The organism is Streptomyces sp. NPDC013187, from assembly GCF_042899705.1.
Classification (GTDB): domain Bacteria; phylum Actinomycetota; class Actinomycetes; order Streptomycetales; family Streptomycetaceae; genus Streptomyces; species Streptomyces hawaiiensis_A.
Genome location: NZ_JBIBAF010000009.1, coordinates 20487 through 37550 on the forward strand (window position 1 = coordinate 20487; position 17064 = coordinate 37550).

Annotated in this window: 17 protein-coding genes; 5 read left to right on the forward strand and 12 right to left on the reverse strand. The window is 71.2% G+C overall.

Going from position 1 to position 17064, the window contains the following annotated elements; translation table 11 throughout:
* The first annotated feature begins 53 nt into the window (after positions 1 to 53).
* Together ACFY5B_RS20015 and ACFY5B_RS20020 are read left to right on the forward strand one after the other, a co-directional pair.
* The gene (locus tag ACFY5B_RS20015; protein ID WP_389970929.1) at positions 54 to 1718 is read left to right on the forward strand and encodes a purine-cytosine permease family protein; all 1665 of its coding nucleotides are present in this window, start codon (positions 54 to 56) and stop codon (positions 1716 to 1718) included.
* Between the two features lie 164 nt (positions 1719 to 1882).
* The gene (locus ACFY5B_RS20020; protein ID WP_389970932.1) at positions 1883 to 2338 is read left to right on the forward strand and encodes a hypothetical protein; all 456 of its coding nucleotides are present in this window, start codon (positions 1883 to 1885) and stop codon (positions 2336 to 2338) included.
* Positions 2339 to 2343: 5 nt separating this feature from the next.
* On the opposite strand, the gene ACFY5B_RS20025 is transcribed toward ACFY5B_RS20020, so the two are convergent.
* From ACFY5B_RS20025 to ACFY5B_RS20065, 9 genes are all read right to left on the reverse strand, one after another.
* Positions 2344 to 2925 (reverse strand): hypothetical protein, encoded by a 582-nt coding sequence (locus ACFY5B_RS20025; protein ID WP_389970935.1) that lies wholly within the window; start codon positions 2923 to 2925, stop codon positions 2344 to 2346.
* Between the two features lie 115 nt (positions 2926 to 3040).
* Positions 3041 to 4141 (reverse strand): winged helix DNA-binding domain-containing protein, encoded by a 1101-nt coding sequence (locus ACFY5B_RS20030; protein WP_389970938.1) that lies wholly within the window; start codon positions 4139 to 4141, stop codon positions 3041 to 3043.
* Between the two features lie 262 nt (positions 4142 to 4403).
* Entirely contained in the window at positions 4404 to 5531 is a 1128-nt protein-coding gene (locus ACFY5B_RS20035) for an MsnO8 family LLM class oxidoreductase (protein WP_389970941.1), read from the reverse strand.
* Positions 5532 to 5582: 51 nt separating this feature from the next.
* Entirely contained in the window at positions 5583 to 6572 is a 990-nt protein-coding gene (locus ACFY5B_RS20040; RefSeq protein WP_389970944.1) for an ABC transporter substrate-binding protein, read from the reverse strand.
* Between the two features lie 34 nt (positions 6573 to 6606).
* Positions 6607 to 7371: an amino acid ABC transporter ATP-binding protein gene (locus ACFY5B_RS20045; protein ID WP_389970947.1), complete on the reverse strand. Its 765-nt coding sequence runs from the start codon at positions 7369 to 7371 to the stop codon at positions 6607 to 6609.
* Positions 7368 to 8309, reverse strand: a complete 942-nt coding sequence (locus ACFY5B_RS20050) for an amino acid ABC transporter permease (RefSeq protein WP_389970950.1) — start codon at positions 8307 to 8309, stop codon at positions 7368 to 7370. The genes ACFY5B_RS20045 and ACFY5B_RS20050 overlap by 4 nt, the downstream gene beginning before the upstream one ends.
* Positions 8310 to 8313: 4 nt before the next feature.
* Positions 8314 to 9258, reverse strand: a complete 945-nt coding sequence (locus ACFY5B_RS20055; RefSeq protein WP_389970953.1) for an ABC transporter substrate-binding protein — start codon at positions 9256 to 9258, stop codon at positions 8314 to 8316.
* A complete protein-coding gene (locus ACFY5B_RS20060; protein WP_389970956.1) occupies positions 9255 to 9752 on the reverse strand; it encodes a GNAT family N-acetyltransferase in 498 nt (165 codons plus the stop codon). Before ACFY5B_RS20060 ends, ACFY5B_RS20055 begins: the two co-directional genes overlap by 4 nt.
* Positions 9749 to 10885, reverse strand: coding sequence for an LLM class flavin-dependent oxidoreductase (locus ACFY5B_RS20065; protein ID WP_389970959.1), 1137 nt, complete (start codon positions 10883 to 10885; stop codon positions 9749 to 9751). The genes ACFY5B_RS20060 and ACFY5B_RS20065 overlap by 4 nt, the downstream gene beginning before the upstream one ends.
* Before the next feature lie 505 nt (positions 10886 to 11390).
* Here ACFY5B_RS20065 and ACFY5B_RS20070 point away from each other — a divergent pair.
* From ACFY5B_RS20070 to ACFY5B_RS20080, 3 genes are all read left to right on the forward strand, one after another.
* Positions 11391 to 12458 (forward strand): amino acid ABC transporter permease, encoded by a 1068-nt coding sequence (locus ACFY5B_RS20070; RefSeq protein WP_389970962.1) that lies wholly within the window; start codon positions 11391 to 11393, stop codon positions 12456 to 12458.
* A 116-nt stretch (positions 12459 to 12574) separates the two neighbouring features.
* On the forward strand, positions 12575 to 13804 hold the full coding sequence (locus ACFY5B_RS20075) for an acyl-CoA dehydrogenase family protein (protein ID WP_389970965.1): 1230 nt from the start codon (positions 12575 to 12577) through the stop codon (positions 13802 to 13804).
* Between the two features lie 203 nt (positions 13805 to 14007).
* The gene (locus tag ACFY5B_RS20080) at positions 14008 to 14529 is read left to right on the forward strand and encodes a DUF6174 domain-containing protein (protein ID WP_389970968.1); all 522 of its coding nucleotides are present in this window, start codon (positions 14008 to 14010) and stop codon (positions 14527 to 14529) included.
* Positions 14530 to 14552: 23 nt separating this feature from the next.
* On the opposite strand, the gene ACFY5B_RS20085 is transcribed toward ACFY5B_RS20080, so the two are convergent.
* The 3 genes from ACFY5B_RS20085 to ACFY5B_RS20095 all read right to left on the reverse strand — a co-directional run bounded on the left by ACFY5B_RS20085 (position 14553) and on the right by ACFY5B_RS20095 (position 17044).
* Entirely contained in the window at positions 14553 to 15143 is a 591-nt protein-coding gene (locus ACFY5B_RS20085) for a hemerythrin domain-containing protein (protein ID WP_389970971.1), read from the reverse strand.
* Between the two features lie 11 nt (positions 15144 to 15154).
* Positions 15155 to 16354 carry a hypothetical protein gene (locus ACFY5B_RS20090; RefSeq protein WP_389970974.1) on the reverse strand — a complete coding sequence of 400 codons (1200 nt, stop codon included), beginning with the start codon at positions 16352 to 16354 and terminating at the stop codon, positions 15155 to 15157.
* 360 nt (positions 16355 to 16714) lie between these two features.
* Complete coding sequence (locus ACFY5B_RS20095; RefSeq protein ID WP_389970977.1) at positions 16715 to 17044, reverse strand: SpoIIE family protein phosphatase; 330 nt, start codon at positions 17042 to 17044, stop codon at positions 16715 to 16717.
* Between the last annotated feature and the right edge of the window lie 20 nt (positions 17045 to 17064).

Genomic DNA, 17064 nt, shown 5'->3' on the forward strand with positions numbered 1-17064 from the left:
CTGCCTACCGTGCCTGCCTTGTCGGACCCCAACCCGCAGCAAGGAGGCGTGGCATGAGTGCCGAGCCACGACTGGCCGCAGTAGCCGAGCCGGAACCCGCACCAAAGGCAGCACCTGGCACGGATCAGGCCGTCAAGGAGACCCTCGAGGACTACACGCTCCGTTTCGCCCCGCGCAGTTACCGGCGCTGGACCCCGATGGTGGTGGCGACGACCGCGCTCGGCGGCATCGCCTACATGGCCGACTTCTCCATCGGGGCCGGCATCGGACTGGCCCACGGCACCGGCAACGCGCTGCTCGCGATCGCGGTCGCCGCCGTCGTCATCTTCGTGACCGGCTTCCCGCTGGCCTACTACGGTGCCCGCTACAACATCGATCTGGACCTGATCACCCGCGGCTCGGGCTTCGGCTACTTCGGCTCGGTCCTCACCAGCGTCATCTTCGCCAGCTTCACCTTCATCTTCTTCGCCCTCGAAGGCTCGATCATGGCGCAGGGCCTGAAGCTGGGCCTCGGACTGCCGCTCTGGCTCGGCTACCTGATCTCCACGCTGATGGTGATCCCCCTGGTGATCTATGGCATGACGGCCCTGAGCAAGCTCCAGGTGTGGACCACCCCGATCTGGCTGCTGCTGATGGTCGGCCCGCTGGTCTACCTGGTCGCCACCGACCCCGGCACCGTCGACCGCTTCCTCGCCTACGCGGGCACCGACGGGGACGGCGGCATCAACACCGCCTCCGTGCTGCTCGGCGCGGGCGTGTGCCTGTCGCTGATCGCGCAGATCGGCGAGCAGATCGACTACCTGCGCTTCATGCCGCCCAAGACCGAGGCGAACAAGCGCAGTTGGTGGACGGCCATGCTCATGGCGGGTCCGGGCTGGGTGGTGCTGGGCGCGCTGAAGCAGGCCATCGGCGTGTTCCTCGCGGTGTACATCATCGCCGAGGTCGGTGCCTCCGCCGCGCCCGAGCCGATCCAGCAGTTCAAGGGCGCGTTCGACGCGATGATGCCGTCCTGGCTCGTCGTCCCGCTGGCCGTGGTGCTGGTCGTCATCAGCCAGATCAAGATCAACGTGACGAACGCGTACTCCGGCTCCCTCGCCTGGACCAACTCCTTCACCCGGGTCACCAGGCGCTACCCGGGCCGGATGGTCTTCGTCCTGGTCAACCTGGGCTTCGCGCTGGCCCTGATGGAGGCCGACATGTTCAGCTTCCTCAACAGCATCCTGGGCTTCTACTCGAACTGCGCGATCGCCTGGGTGGTCACGGTGGCCACCGACATCGGCATCAACAAGTACCTGCTGAAGCTGTCCCCGCACGCCCCCGAGTTCCGCCGCGGCATGCTCTACGCCGTCAATCCCGTCGGTGTCGTGGCCTTCGTCGCCGCCTCGGGACTGTCCATCGCCATGTACTTCCACGCCCTCGGCGACACGCTCCAGCCGTACTCCCCCGTCGCCGCGGCCGTCATCGCCTTCGTCCTCACACCGCTGATGGCCGTGATCACCAAGGGCCGTTACTACCTGCGCCGCACCGACGACGGCATCGCCGAGCCGCTGCTGGACGAGGACGGCAACCCCAGCGCCGTCGCCTACGAGTGCCATGTGTGCCGGCAGCAGTTCGAGCGGCCGGACGTGGCCGCCTGCCGGACGCACGACGCGGTCGTCTGTTCGCTGTGCCTGAGCACCGACAAGGTCGGTGATCACGTCCTGCCGGCCACGGTCTGAGCGGTGCGGCGGGAGGCGGCCTGCCCTCCCGCCCACGGCACGTTCCAACTCGGTCTCGGACGCGCTGTCCGCGACCGGACGGGGGGCGGCTCCGGTGCCCGGGCGGCATACTGATCTTGCGCTGCGCAGTGATCGGGCGACGGCCGGAGAGGGGATGACGGGACGTGACCACCGAAGAGCCGGACGGGCGGAGAACTCCCCATGAGCCGCCCGGCGTTCGCCCGGTCCCCGACGACGTGTGGCTGAGGTTCCTCACGGACAGCGAGTCCGCCATACGCGTCTCCGCTCCCAGGGAGCCCTCGGCCGCGGAGCGGGCGACGGGGCGACAGCTCCAACCCCCGCACGCCGTCGGCGATCTGTGGCAGCCGGAGGACCTCTGGGTCCGCGTGTCGTGGCGGGACCTGGACCGCCGTGCCAAGGTCCGGCGCGCGGGACGGGTGGCCGCCACCGCTGCCGCCGTGGCGCTGGCCCTGGGAGCCTGGTCACAGCTGTCCACGGGCGCGGGCACGGGCCACCGGCCCGGCGAGAGCACGGTGCGGCAGGTCGAGGGTGCGACCGCGCGGCTGCCCACGGCCACACCCCTGCCGTCCGCCTCTCCCCTCCCGCAGCCGCCCCGATAGCATGGTCAGCCCGTTTTCCAGCCCCTCCGTGTGTCGATCCGCTCCCACTCCGCGTCCCACTGGGCCATGCGGTGCCGGTCGAGACCCAGGCGGGTCAGCCAGGTGGCTCCCAGCACCGCGGCGCCCGTGAAGATCCCGGCGAGCGCGCCGCCCATGGCGCTGTGCAGCCAGGCCTCGCCGCCGGACACGGGCGGGGTCGTGAGGTCACCGCTCCGGTTCACCCACACGGAGAGGGTGCTTCCGGCCGGTGCTCTCGCCGGTACCCGGGCCTCCTCCCGGTGGGTCGAGCCGTCGGGCGCGGTCCACCGCACCTTGCCCCACACCCGGTGGTCGCTCGCCTCGCGGGCCGGTGACGGGCCGGGCGCGTCCTCGACCACCGTCGCCCGGACCTGGCGGCTCTCGGCCCGCTGCCGCTCGACGGCCCGGTCGACCGTGCCCGCCGCGAGCAGTCCCGCGACCAGCCCGCCCAGCAGGGCGAGCACCCAGCCGGCGAGCACGATCCAGGCTTCGACGACGTCGACGCGCCGTTTGAGCGCGTTGCGCCGCCACCGCCACCACCGCACGGTCATACGTTCTGACGCTTCCATGGGCCGACACCCCCTCGTGAGCACCGGCAGCACCCTTCCAGTGTGCGCCTGTCCGCCGGGAACGCCCGCCGATCAAAGCCGGAGAAAGCGCCTCCCGAGCGGCGTGAGTCCCGGTTCAGCCGGGAGAGGCCGCGATCCGTACCCGGTCGCTCGCGTCGCCGGAGAGGAAGGAGGCCATCGCCCGCCCTTCCTCGGCTACGCCCTTGCGGTCGCTCCGTGAGAAGCGGCGCAGCGGGGTGACGAGCACCGTGCCCGCCTCGACGGTCCAGGTGGCGGCGACCCGGCCGTCGACCAGGACGACTCGGGCGCCGGCGACGGACAGATGACGGTGCGCGTCGTCGATGATCCGGCTGCGGTCGTGATAGCCGAGGATCGCGTTGTCGAACGCCGGCAGGAACCTCACCGGCGCCGGGGTGTCGGGGCCGGGGCGGGGCGCGTCGGGGAGGTCGAGCAGTTCGCGGCCGCGTTCGTCGCGGAAGGCGACGAGTTCCCCGCGGAGGGCGGAGACCGCGGCGGGCAGTCCGGCGAGACCGCACCAGGCGCGCAGGTCGGCGGAGGCGGCGGGGCCGAACGCGGCCAGGTAGCGCCGTACCAGCGTCCGGCCCACGGGGTCGGAGACGTCCGGGGAGGGCGGGTCGACGTCGCGGCCGAGCCAGGAGGAGATGAGCGCGTAGCGCGCTCCCCCTCCGGTGCGCCACAGGCCGCGCGGCGGCACCTGGACCGTCGGGAGGAGGGCCGCGACCAGCATCTCGCCCAGGGGTCGTGGCTGCGCCCCGGGCCGGCGGTCGGCGACGGCTCGCGCGAGGTCGGGCATGGAGCGGGGTTCGCCGTCGGCCATGACCTCGCGTCCCGCCGCCTCCAGTTCGCCGGGATCGATCCCGGCCAGTTCGCGCCGGTACACGCCGAGGACCCGTTGGCGGAGCATGGCGTCGTGGCGGGAACGCCAGGCCACGACGTCGTCGGCGGTGACGAGATGGACGGTGCGGCGCATGAGGTGGGTGCGCACGACACGGCGCCCGGTCAGCAGGTCCGACAGCTCCGCCGGGTCGAAGGCCCGCAGCCGCGACCAGAGCCCCGGGAACGGCTCCTGCGGTTCCTGCGCCTGGAGACCGCACAGGTGCGCGACCGCGTCGAGGACCGGCAGGTCGGCGCGCTCGAGGAGCAACTGCCGGGCCAGGGTGGCCCGGTTGAGCGCCCGGGCGTCGAGAACGGTCATCGGAGCACCTCGGCCTTCGCGTCGTGTGCCGGCCCGCGGTCCAGGTGTCCGGGCGGCTTGCGCGCTCACGGTCGCACGGGATGCGGTCAGGTGGTGACCGCATCGTCACGTGCGTCCACACGCCCGACCGCGCCCTGGCCGCGGGGACAAGGGCGACGGGCGCTCACTGTGCGTCGGCGTGGCCGGCCTGCCGGTCTCGCGCGGCAGGCCCGGCGGTGGCCGGTAGCACGCACGGTGCCACCGCCCGCACCGCGGGTGGGCGTCACCTGCGGTGCCACTCCTGCGCGAGGAGCCGGTACGAACGCACCCGATCGGCGTGGCCGTGGGTGATGGTCGTGATGATCAGTTCGTCGGCGCCGGTGGCCTCCTGCAGTTGTTCGAGCTGGTCCGCGACGCGTCCGGGCGACCCGACGAACTGGGTGTCGACGCGGTCGGCGACCAGCGCCCGGTCCTGCTCGGTCCAGGGGTGGGCGCGGGCCTGCTCGGGGGTGGGGAAGGGGATCGCGCCCTCGGCGGTGCGGATACTGCGGACCCACGGGCCGTACCCGCTGGCCAGTTCGCGGGCGGTCGCGTCGTCCTCGGCGACGACGACGTCGGCGGAGACACTGACGTAGGGCTTGTCGAGGTGGTCGGACGGCTGGAACGCGGCCCGGTAGCCCTCGGCCGCCTCCAGGACGGTGGCCGGGCTGACGTGGTAGTTGGCGGCGAAGGGCAGGCCGTTGCGGCCGGCGACGTCGGCGCTCTCCCCACCGCTGCTGCCGAGGATCCACACCTGCACGTCGGCGCCCTCGCCGGGGACCGCGTGCGCTTCGAGGCCGTCCGCCGAGCGGTAGTCGCCGCGCAGCAGCGCGAGGATGTCGTCGATCTGCTCGCCGTAGTCCTGGTGCCGGGCGCCCGGCTGCTGCAACAGCTGCTGCTGGAGCCGGAGGCGTGGTGAGCCCCGCAGGTGCTCGGGTGAGAACGGGGGCGGGATCCGGAGGCCGCCCGGAGTACGGCCGTCGACGACGGGGGTCGTGGTCGGCCGGGGCTTCGCCGTCTGCCCGGGGGGACGTCCGCCGGAGCGGCCGAGGCCCAGGTCGAGGCGCCCGGGGTGCAGGGCGTCGATCAGGCCGAACTCCTCGACGGTGGACAGGGCGGTGCGGTGGCCGAGCTGTACGGCGCCCGAGCCGATCCTGATCGTGGAGGTCGCGGAGGCGGTCAGGGCGAGTACGACGGCGGGCGAGGTCCCGGCGACACCGGGGTTGAGGTGGTGCTCGGCGAACCAGTAGCGGCTGTAGCCGAACGCTTCGGTCTGCCGCGCGAGGTCCAGGGTGTTGCGCAGGGCGTCGGCGGCGGTGGCTCCGGACGGGACCGGGACGAGGTCGAGGACTCCGAGGGGGATGCCGGACATGGTCGGTGCTCCTCAGCGTGGGGCGGCGGAAGGGGACGGAGGGAAGCCCGGCTAGCTGCCGGTCTTCGGCAGGCCGGGCGGGTTGATCTCCGACTTCCGCACGGCCTCGCCGGACAGGCCCCAGCGCTTCAGGACCTTCGCGTACGTCCCGTTGGCGATGACGTGGTCGAGCGCGTCGGCGAGCGGCTTCGCCAGGCCGTTGTCCTTCTTGGTGGTGGCCGCGATGAGGCCCTGGAGGCGGGCGCCCGCGCCGGAGTACGTGCCGACGACCTCGGTTTTCCCGGTGGTGGCCGCGTGGTAGGCGGCGGTCGGGTTGGGGCCGAGGTAGAGATCGATGCGGCCGGACTGGAGGGCGAGGTAGGTGTCACTGTCGTTCTGGTAGTACTTGATGTCCACCGACTTGCGGCCGGCCTTCTCGTTCTGCTTGGACCACTCGATCAGCAGCTTCTCCTGGTTGGTGCCGCTGCCGACGGCGACGGTCCGGCCCGCCACGTCCTCGGGCCCGTCGATCTTCAGGCCGCTGCCCTTCTTCGCCTCGAAGGCCAGGTTGTCCTCACGGTAGGTGGCGAAGTCGTACTTCTCCTTGCGTTCCTCGGTGACGGTGATGTTGCTGAGTCCGACGTCGTACTTGCCGCTGTCCAGGCCGACGAAGATGTTCTCCCAGGACACCGTGTTGAGGTGCGGCTTCAGGCCGAGGACGTCTGCGACCAGGTAGGCGATGTCGGGCTCCACGCCGATGACGGTCCTGTTGTCCGTGGCGTGGAAGGTCAGGGGCGCCGCGGAGCCGGAGGAGTCGACGATCTCCAGCGTGCCTCTCTTGCGGATCTTCTCGGGCACCTCGGCGGCTATGGAGTCGACCTTGCCGGTGGTGACACGGTGCTGGTCGGGGCTGATGTTGATCCTCGTCTTCCCGCCGGACGTGGCCGCGACCTCGGTGGTGCCGCCGTCGGTGGGGTTGGCGCAGCCGGCGAGGGCTAGAGCGCCGGCGAGTCCCAGCGCTGCTGCGGCGGTGGTACGCCGGGTGACGAAGGTGGTGGCCACGGTGGTGCTCCTTGCATGAGGGACGGGCGAGTGGTCAGAGGACCTTGGAGAGGAAGGCGCGGGTGCGCTCGTGCCGCGGTGCGTCGAGCACGGCCGAGGGCGGGCCCTGCTCCACGACGACTCCGGCGTCCATGAACACCACGGTGTCGGCGACCTCGCGGGCGAAGCCGATCTCGTGGGTCACGACGATCATGGTGGTGCCGGTGCGGGCCAGGTCCTTGATGACGTCGAGGACCTCGCCGACCAGCTCCGGGTCGAGTGCCGAGGTGGGTTCGTCGAACAGCAGCACCTTGGGTTCGAGGGCGAGTGCACGGGCGATGGCGACGCGCTGTTGCTGACCACCGGACAGCTGCCGCGGATAGGCGTCGGCCTTGTCGGCGAGACCGACCCGTTCGAGAAGCCGGCGGGCGCTCTCCTCGGCCTCCTTGCGCGGGCGGCGCCGAGCGGAGACCGGGGCCTCGACGAGGTTCTGCAGGACGGTCAGGTGCGGGAAGAGGTTGAAGTTCTGGAAGACGAACCCGATGTCCGTCCGCTGCTTCAGAACCTCCCGCTCCCTCAGCTCGTGCAGCTTGTTCCCCGACCGGCGGTAGCCGATGAGTTCGCCGTCGATGCTGACCCAGCCGCGGCTGACCTTCTCCAGGTGGTTGATGGTGCGCAGCAACGTGGACTTCCCGGAGCCGGACGGGCCGAGGACCACGGTGACCTCGCCGACCCGCACCTGCAGGTCGACGCCGCGCAGCACATGGAGCGGACCGAAGCTCTTGTGGACGCCGTGGACGTCGACCATGACGGCACTCATGCGCTCTCCTTCGTGAGGGACGTGACGAACCTGCGCGCGCGCTGGAGCGGGGTGGGGGGCGGGGTACGGTCGGCGCCGCGGGCGTAGCGGCGCTCCACGTAGTACTGGGCGACCGACAGCAGCGAGGTGAGCACGACGTACCAGGCGGTGGCGACCAGCAGCAGCGGGATCACCCGGCCGTTGCGGCCGTAGATCACCTGCGCCTGGTAGAACAGCTCGCCGATGGACATGACGTAGACCACCGAGGTGCCTTTGAGCAGGCCGATGATCTCGTTGCCGGCGGTGGGCAGGATGGCGCGCATGGCCTGCGGGAGGACGATCCGGCGGATCTGCCGGAGCCGGGGGATGCCGAGGGCCGCCGCCGCCTCCAGCTGTCCCTGGTCGACGGCGATGACACCGCCGCGGACGATCTCGGCGGCGTAGGCGGCCTGGTGCAGGGTCAGCCCGATGACGGCGGCGCCGATGGTGCCGATGAGGGTGTTGCTGTCGACCGACCAGAACACCGGCCCGAAGGGGATGCCGACGCCCAACTCCTTGTACAGGGCGCTGAGGTTGAACCAGAACACCAGCTGGACGATCATCGGGATGGACCGGAAGACCCAGATGTAGGTCCAGGCGACGGTCGAGAGGACCGGGCTGCGCGACAGGCGCATGAAGGCGAGCACCGCGCCCAGGAGGAAGCCGAGGACGGTGGCGTAGGCGGTGAGCTGAAGGGTCACCCACACCGCTTGGACGATCGTCTCGGAGAGGACGTAGTCGCGGAAGACGCTCCACTCCCAGACGGGGTTGGTGACCAGGCCGTGGGCGAACTGCGCGACCAGGACGACCACGGCCGCGCCGGCGGCCCAGCGGGCGTAGTGGCGGGTGGGTACGACTTTCAGATCTTCGTGATGCCCGGCCAGTCGTGCGGCCGGTTCCGTGATCGTGTCGCTGCTCATGGGGTCACCTGTGCTCGGGCGGGTTGATCCGCGACGCGTCGATCGCGGAGGCGGAGGTGCCCCACTTCCTGAGAATCCGGGCGTACGTGCCGTTCTTGATCAGTTCGTCGACGGCGGCCCGGAACGCCCTGGTGAGCGGGGAGCCCTTCTTGAAGGCGAAGCCGACATCGAGACGGTGGTACTCGCCGAGGAACGTGGTCTGCGCGGCGGGCTGGGCGGCCTGGTAGCGCAGGCCGTTGATGGTCGACATGATCACGTCGATGCGGCCCTGCTGGAGTGCGGTGAGCGTCGCTCCGTTCTCGGAGTAGACCTTCACGTCGTAGGGCTTCTTTCCTGCCTTGGCGCAGATGTCCTTCTGCGCGGCGAGGGTCGACTCGAAGGTGGTTCCGGCGCCGGTGCCGATGGTCAGGCCGCACAGCTGGGTCAGGTCGGTGACCTTCTTCTGGACGGCGGTGCCGCCCTTCTTCACGGCGAAGCCCTGGCCGTCGTCGATGTAGGTGACGAAGTCGACGGTCTTCAGGCGCTGGTTGGTGACGCCGAAGTTGCCGGTGCCCACGTCGTACTTGCCGCTGCCGAGGGCGGGCAGGATCGTCTCGAAGGAGGCGTCCTGCCGGTCGAGCTTCACGCCGAGAACCTTGGCCACGGCGTCGGCGATGTCGATGTCCTGGCCCGCGGGCGCCTTGCCGGGCCCGTTCGGGTAGTGGGCGCCGGGCGGGAGACCGACGGAACTGCCGATGCGCAGCGTGCCCGACGCGCGGACGTCGGCGGGCAGGAGGGCGGTGACGGAGTCGACCGTGCGGACGGCGGCGACCGGGTCGTCGGTGGGGGCGGGGGACGCCTGGGCGCCCGCCGGTGCGGCGCCGGGGGTGGTGCCGGAGCCGCAGGCGGTGAGGGCCAGGCCGGGCAGCAGCACCAGGGCGGCGGTGCTGCGCAGACGGGTTCTGTTCACTGCTCGGGGACCTCTCGCAGGTGTTTCTCGAACGGCAGCGGGCCGATGGTCTCCGGGTCGGCCTCGGTGTCGAACAGGGGTGTGTAGCCGGTGGCCAGGTACAGGCCGCGGGCCTCGGGCTGGCGCGGGCCGGTGGTGAGATACACGCGCCGGTAGCCACGGCCCGCCGCCTCGCGTTCCAGCTCGGCGACGACGCGCCGGGCGAGACCGCGGCGGCGGTGGGCGGAGTGGGTCCAGATCCGTTTCAGCTCGGCCGTGGCCTCGTCGTACCGGCGGAAGGCGCCGCCCGCGACGGGTTCGCCGCGTTCCAGCAGCAGCAGGAGCAGACCGCCGTGCGGTGCGGTGAACTCCTCGTCGGGGTAGCGGGAGATCTCGGCGTGCGCGTCCCTGCCGTAGCGTCTGGAGTACTCGTCACCGAGTTCACGCAGCAGCGGTGCGACCCTGGGGTCGGAGACCGGGACCTGAATGGCCGTCAGTTCTGGTGCGGAGGTCATGGGTTCACCGCCGCGAGGGACTGCGGGTCGTGGACCGTTCGCTCGGCGTCGCGCTTGGCGACCTCCTCGCGGACGATCGGGATCACGTGCCGGCCGAAGTCGATGGCGTCGCCGAGCAGGTCGTAGCCGCGGGCGGAGAGGATGTCCACGCCGAGGTCGTAGTAGTCCAGGAGGGCCTGGGCGACCGTCTCCGGGGTGCCGACCAGGGCGTTGGAGTTGCCCGCGCCGCCGGTCGCGGCGGCGGTGGGGGTCCAGAGGGCGCGGTCGTAGCGCTCCCCCGCCTCGGCGATGGCGATCAGTCGCTGGGAGCCGGTGTTCTGCGGCTGCGCGGAGCCGTTGTGGCGCTTGGTGATCGCCTCGCCGCGCTCCCTGCGGGCCTTGATCAGGCCGACCGTGCGGTGGGCCTTCTCCCAGGCCAGTTCCTCGGTCGGGGCGATGATCGGCCGGAACGCCGCCTGGATGCGCGGCACATCGGTACGGCCCGCGGCCCGCGCGGCGGCCTTGACCTTCTCGATCTGCTCGGCGGTCTTCTCCAGGGGCTCTCCCCACAGGCAGTAGATGTCTGCCTCGGCACCACCGGCGGCGTACGCGGCGGGCGAGGAGCCGCCGAACGACACGTTCGGGCGCGGCTGCTGGACCGGGAAGACGTCGCTGACGAAGTCGTGGAAGCGGTAGTGCTCGCCCTCGTGGTCGAACGGCTCGTGCGTGGTCCAGATCTTCTTGACGATCCGGATGTACTCACGGGTGCGGGCGTAGCGCTCGTCCTTGGTGAGGGTGTCGCCCTCACGCCCCTGTTCCCGGTCGTTGCCGCCGGTGATGAAGTGGACGGTCAGGCGGCCCTCGCTGATCTGGTCGAGGGTGGCGAAGGTCTTCGCGGCGAACGTCGGGTACGACACGTTGGGCCGGTGGGCGAGGAGGATCTGGAGCCGGTCCAGCCTGCTCGCGATGTACGCGGCGGCGGGTGCCGGGTCCGGCGAGCCGGAGCCGTAGGCGAACAGGACCCGGTCCCAGCCGTGTTCCTCGTGGGCCCGGGCGAGCCGAAGCGTGTAGTCCTTGTCGAAGGCGGCGCCGGAGCGCGGCGTGGTTTCGGATCCGTCGTGGGTGGCGGCGATGCCGAGGAACTCCACAGGCATGGGTTCTGGCCTTTCCTCAAGTCGTCCGGCGCCGTGCCGGGAAAGCGTCGCGGCACGGCGGGGCAGGGCGGGGCACGGCGGGGCGGCCCGCGGCACGGTCGGGGTGCGACGGCGCTTCAGGGCGTGGCGAAGGGGGCGGTGAAGGGGGTGACGAAGGAAGGTGATGGCGCCGGGGCCTGGGCCCTGGGCAGGGTGGAGCGGCGGCAGCGCCGGCCCGCGACGGGGGCACCGAGGGAGGGAAGGGCCGGTCAGACGGCCCGCTGCCGCGTCAGGCGCAACACGCCGCGGACCACACCCGACCGAAGTCGATGTGGCCACGGGTGACCAGGCGCTGCTCGGCATTCATGCGACTACTTGAGCAGGGCGACTCGCGTCTCGTCAACCGCAGCCCGGATGACGGACGGGAGTTGGGACGAGTCGCCCTGCGGTTCCGGGTGTGGTTGACACCTGTGTGTGCCGGCCCCCTACGATCGGGCGCACCGCGTTGAGGGACGCGGCGAGCGTGATGACGCCGAAGCCTGGCTCCGGTCCCGTACCCGTGCCGTGCCTCCCTCCCCTGGAGAGCCTTCTGATGGCCTCGCCTTCCGACCTCACCGCATCCGCTCCCGACCTGTCCGTGGCAGGCCCGAGAACCCCCGGCCGGGTCCCTGCCCCGGGGGCCGGCGACGACGTGCCGCGGATCGTGCCGCGCCGCAACATCGGCCGCCTGGTGGCCGCCGTCGTCGCCCTGTCGCTCTTCGCGCTGCTCGTCGACTCCGTCGTCCGCAACCAGGCCTTCCAATGGAACGTGGTCGCCGGGTACTTCACCAGCTCCGCCGTGCTCGACGGGCTGCTGCTCACCCTCTGGCTGACCGGCGTGGTGATGGTGCTCGGCTTCCTGCTCGGCATCCCGCTGGCCGTGATGCGACTGTCCGCCAACCCGGTGCTGAGCACTCTGAGTTGGGGCTACGTGTGGGTCTTCCGGTCCACTCCGCTGCTGGTGCAGCTGCTGCTCTGGTTCAACATCGGAGCCCTTTATCCGACGCTCGGCCTCGGCATCCCCTACGGGCCGCAGTTCGTCACCGTCAAGACGGTGAACCTGCTCGGCCCCGCCCTGACGGCCGTCATCGGCCTGACCCTGCACGAGGCCGCCTACGCCGCCGAGGTGGTGCGCGGCGGCATCCTCTCCGTGGACGCCGGGCAGACGGAGGCCGCGCAGGCGCTCGGCATCGGCAGGGCGCGCGCCCTGCGCAGAATCGTCGTGCCGCAGGCGATGCGCTCCATCGTGCCGACCGCCGGCAACATGCTGATCGGCACCCTGAAGGGCACGAGCATCGTCAGCGTGCTGGCCGTGCACGACCTGCTGTATTCGGTGCAGCTGGTCTACAACCAGACGTACCAGGTCATCCCGCTGCTGCTGGTCGCCACGCTCTGGTACATCGCTGTCACGACCGTGCTCAGTGTGGGGCAGTTCTATGTGGAGCGGCACTATGCGCGCGGCGCCGCCCGTGCGTTGCCGCCCGCGCCCGTGCAGCGGCTGAGGGCCCGGCTTGCCGCACACCGCCGTTCCCTACGTTCCCTATCGAATTACTAGGAAAGTATTGACGGGGCCTTGCGCTCCTGCGCAGGATGATGCGGATGGCCCACACATCTTTCCGCCCGTGAGGCTCAACACCCCGTTCTGCATACGAACTTGAGGAGATTCCTGCGATGGGCGTTGCCCTGGCGCCATCCGGCCCCGCCGCGGAGTTCGACCAGTCCGGGACCGGCAGCGCGCACTGGTCGCGTGTGGCACGCGAGACGGCGGAGGACCTGGCCACGGACGCCGTCGCCCGGGACCAGGCGGGCAAGCCTCCCTTCGACGAGGTGTCCCGGCTGCGCGAGTCCGGACTGCTGACCCTCCTCGTCCCCGCCGAACTCGGGGGCGGCGGCGCCGACTGGACCCAGGCGTACGCCGTGGTCCGGGAGATCGCGGCGGCCGACGGCGCCATCGGGCAGCTCCTCGGCTGTCACTACTTCACGTCCTGGAGCGTCCGGTCGTTCGCCGGTCCCGCCCTCGCCGCCCGGCTGGAGCGGCGGTCCGCGGCGGAGCAGTGGTGCTGGGGCGGCGGCCTGGCGCGCCAGGAACCGGCGCTGACCCTCACCCCCGACACGTGCGGGTACGTGCTGAACGGGCGGCAGAGCTACGCCGCCGGCGTTCTGGTCGCCGACCGCCTCGCCGTACGTGCGGTGCGGGCCGGCACCGGTGAACCCTTCGCACTCGTGGTCGATTCCGCCCTCGCGGGTGTGGTCGTCGACGGTGACGCCGACCCCTTCGGCCAGCGGCTGGCGGCGGGCGGCAGCGCGGAGTTCGACGCCGTGCCGATCGCCGCCGACGACGTGCTGGGCTCCCTGTCGGCGGACGAGGACGTCCTGTCGCCCCCGACGGCCCTGGTGTCACCGGTCGGTCGTCTGCTGTCGGCGCAGCTCCGGCTCGGCATGGCGGAGGGCGTGCTCGCCGAGGCCCGCGAGTACAGCAGGTCCGGCCACTCGCACTGGCACCCGGACTGGCCCGTCGGCTCCCCTCAGGACCCACAGGTGCTGACGGCGTACGGGGAGCTCACCGTGCTCACCCGCTCGGCGTCCGCACTCGCCGACGAGGCACGCCGGGCCGTGCAGGGCGGGCTGGACCGCGGCGAGGACCTCACCTACGAGGACTATGCGGAGATCTCCGTCCTGGTGGCGATGGCCGAGGCCGCCGCGTCCAAGGCCGCCCAGGAGTCCACCGCTCGCGCCCTGGACATCATCGGCGCCCGCTCCGCTTCCGCCCGGCTCGGCTTCGACCGGTTCTGGCGCAACGCCCGTACGCACACGCTGTACGAGCCCGTCGCCCACCGGCTCCAGGACGTCGGGGACTACTTCCTCAACGGGGCGCACCCTCCCTTCGTCCTTCCCGCCTGACCACGCGACGACCGGCGGCAGCCTGTGCACGCCGCTCGGGCACGGAGCCGCGGACCGACGGCTGCCGCCGGTGCACCGTCCCGCTGATCGACGACGGGCGCGAACGGGACGTGGATCCCGGGGACGTCCGGTGGCCGAGGCCGCCGAACGTTCCCGGGACGGTCGGCGTCATAGTGGTATCCGCCGTCGAAGGGACTTCCGCCATGACTGCCCCAGCCCGAGCCGTTTCCCGTGCCGTACTGATCGGAGGGATCGTCTGCGCGGTCGCCGCCTGCGGCACCGCGGCATCGACGTCCCCCGAGGCGGAAAGCGCACCCGGACACGTTCGAGGCGACTGGCGGGAGCCCGCCTCCTACACCTACACGCTCCGGTCGAGCGAGGGGGAGCGAAGCCTGCTCGGCACCTTCCGGATCTCGGTCCGCGACGGGGCCGTGGTGAAGGCGGTGGGCCTGGACGACTCCGCGCGCAGCACGGTCGAGCACGCCCCCGACGCCGTGCCCACGCTCGGCGAACTCCTCGCGGAACTGGAGCAGGCGCGCCGGGACGACGCGGACACGGCCGAGGCGGGATACGCGGCCGACGGGCACCCCGTGCGCATCGTCCTGGACTGGGAGGAGAACGCGGTCGACGACGAAGCGCGCTACGACATCACCGCCTACGAGCCGGCGAACGCCGAGAGGACCGGGAGCACGGGGGATACGACCGACGCCCGGCGGGCCACTTGACGCAGGCCGGCTCCGCGCGCAGGTCAGTCCTTGCCCATTGCCTTGCGGACGGCGTCCCTCGTGCGGTCCACGAGGGCTGCGACGGGGCCGAGGGCCACATTGGCCTTGGCGGACTCGACGCCGGGGTGGGGACGGGTGGGTGCCATGGCCTCGGCGGCCTTCACCGCCTGGGCCAAGGTGGCGAGGCCGTCGGCGTCGGTGCTGCGGCGGATGTGCGTGAACTCGTAGCGTTCCTCGGCCCGGGCGTGCTCCTGCACGTCCTTGCGCAGCTTCATCAGCTGGAGCATGAACTTCGGATCGTCCGTGTCCAGTTCGTCCAGGGCGGCCAGGGTCTCCTTGGCCGCCCGCTCCTCGGCGAGCCGGTCCTCCACGACCTGCTCGCCACCGGGCAGGGCTCGCCGTGCGAAGGGGTGGACGACCTCCTCCTCGGCGGTCTCGTGCACGGCCAGCAGCCGCACCAGGCGGCGGAAGGCGTCACGGCGTTCCTCGCCCCGGCTCTGCTCGACCTCGTCGAACAGGTTGCGGATGTCGCCGTGCTGGCGCACGAGGAGCGCGACCACGTCGGTGTCCGCGGCGTGATCGTCACCGGCCCGGTGAGTGTGTGTCTCGGGCATGGTCGGTCGCCTCACTTCTCGCGCATCGCGGGGTCGGGGTGCTCGCCCTCGGTCTGCACGCGGTACTCGCGGCCGAACATCTCGTCGTGCTGGACCATCACACGCTCGCTGGGCGGCTGTTCACCACCGTGGATCTGCTCCTGCATCTTCTCGAACCGCTCGTGCGCCTCGCGCACATATCCGGCGCCCAGCGTGGTCAGGTCCATCTGGGTGTCCAGCAGCTCGCGCACGTACTGCTTGTTCGGCTCGAAGGTGAGCACGTTCGGCAGCTCCGGCGCGAGGACCTCCTGCGGTTCCCGGCCGTCGTGGCGGCGCATGAGGTCGCAGGCCGTGTGCAGGTGCTCCAGCTCCATGTTCAGGTGCAGCTCCCAGATCGCCTTCACCCTCGGGTCGCTCTCCTGCTCCATGAAGGAGTAGTACAGGTAGCACTCGTTGTACTCGTGGTTGACGAGCTGCTCCCACCACGTCTCCCCCGGGTCGACGAGCGACTCGTAGTGGGTGACGTGCTCCTCCTCGATCAGCCCGATCTCCTGGTAGAGCTGCCGGGCGATCGGCTCCATGTAGGTGGGGCCGGTGTTCATGTAGAAGTTCATGGTCTGCTGCTCCGCCGCCATGATCGTCAGGGCGTGCAGCTTGGACAGCGGGTTCGTGCCGCTCTTGTCGTAGGGGTCACGGACGTTGTCGTACGGGTCACGGTGGTGGTACTTCGTCGGCCGGCCCGGCATCACCTCGGTGAGGTCGTCGACGATCGACTCCGCTTTGCGGTGCTCGATCATCTCGTAGAGGTTGGCGTACCGGTACAGATGGTCGAAGTCCTCCAGCACCCCGAACTGGTACGCCTGCTTCAGGTACGGGTCCGGCTCCATCCGCGCCACCCACGCCGTCAGGTCCACCGCGACCTGCTCGTAGGCGATGGTCGTCTCCAGGACGGAGGACACGCCGGGCAGCAGCCAGTTGACCACCTTCTGCTGCTGCGCCTCGATGTAGCGGGTCCGGGCGAGCTGCCGCTTCACTTCCGGGTCGACGGTGTTGCGGGCGAGCTGGTGGCTGAAGAGGATGGCCTCCACCTCGATGCCGTTCATCGCGATGATGCGGCAGCGGGTGTACGGGTCGCAGCGGTCGGGGTCGATGGGCTGCACGTTCAGCTCGCGCCAGCTGCGGAGCTGGCGGTCGAGCGGGATGCCCCGCTGTTCCAACGGGTTGAAGGTCATGGGACGGTCTCCTGGTCTCCTGGGAGTGCAGGAACTCGCGCGCCGACGGAGTGCCCCGCCAGGGCCGAAGGGAACGGGTTCGCCTCCCCCACTCTTTCGGCCGGGCCGGTTTCCGGCCATCGCACATCCCCCGAACGGGGGCTCACCGCATGGGTCCCCCGGCCGGTCCGCCCGTATCGCACGGGCCGGTCCTCGACAGACCGGTCAAGCCGGCCGCGGTGTCGGCCGGCTCCAGGTACGGGCCGATCCACTCGCACAGCAGGACGGTGGCATCGTCCTGGAGGCGGCCGTCGTGATACACGAGGACGGCCTGACGGCGCAGCGTCTCGGGGACGGGCAGGCCGTCGGCGTGGTGGCGGATCAGGAAGTGCTGCGCAGACCGAGGCCGGTGCCCATCGGATGGGCCGGTGGGCAGGCGAGATGGCTAATCCAGCGGTTGTCGCGGATGACGATCGGCGGACGGTGGCCGCGGTTGACCCACTGCAGGACACCGGTGCGGGTGTCGAGCGTGGCCGGCACTCCGGTGACGTAACGCCGCTGGTCGCAGTGCTCGACGAGGGCGGCTTCGACCGCGTCGGCCTTGTCCACGAGGCCGACGCCCTGGCGGCGGGTCTTGCGGCAGGCGCCCAGGGCGAGGGCTCGGCGAGCATCCGCCGGCCGCCCTCGCCGCTGCGTTCCATCGGCGTCCATCTCCTTTCGCCGCGCTCTCG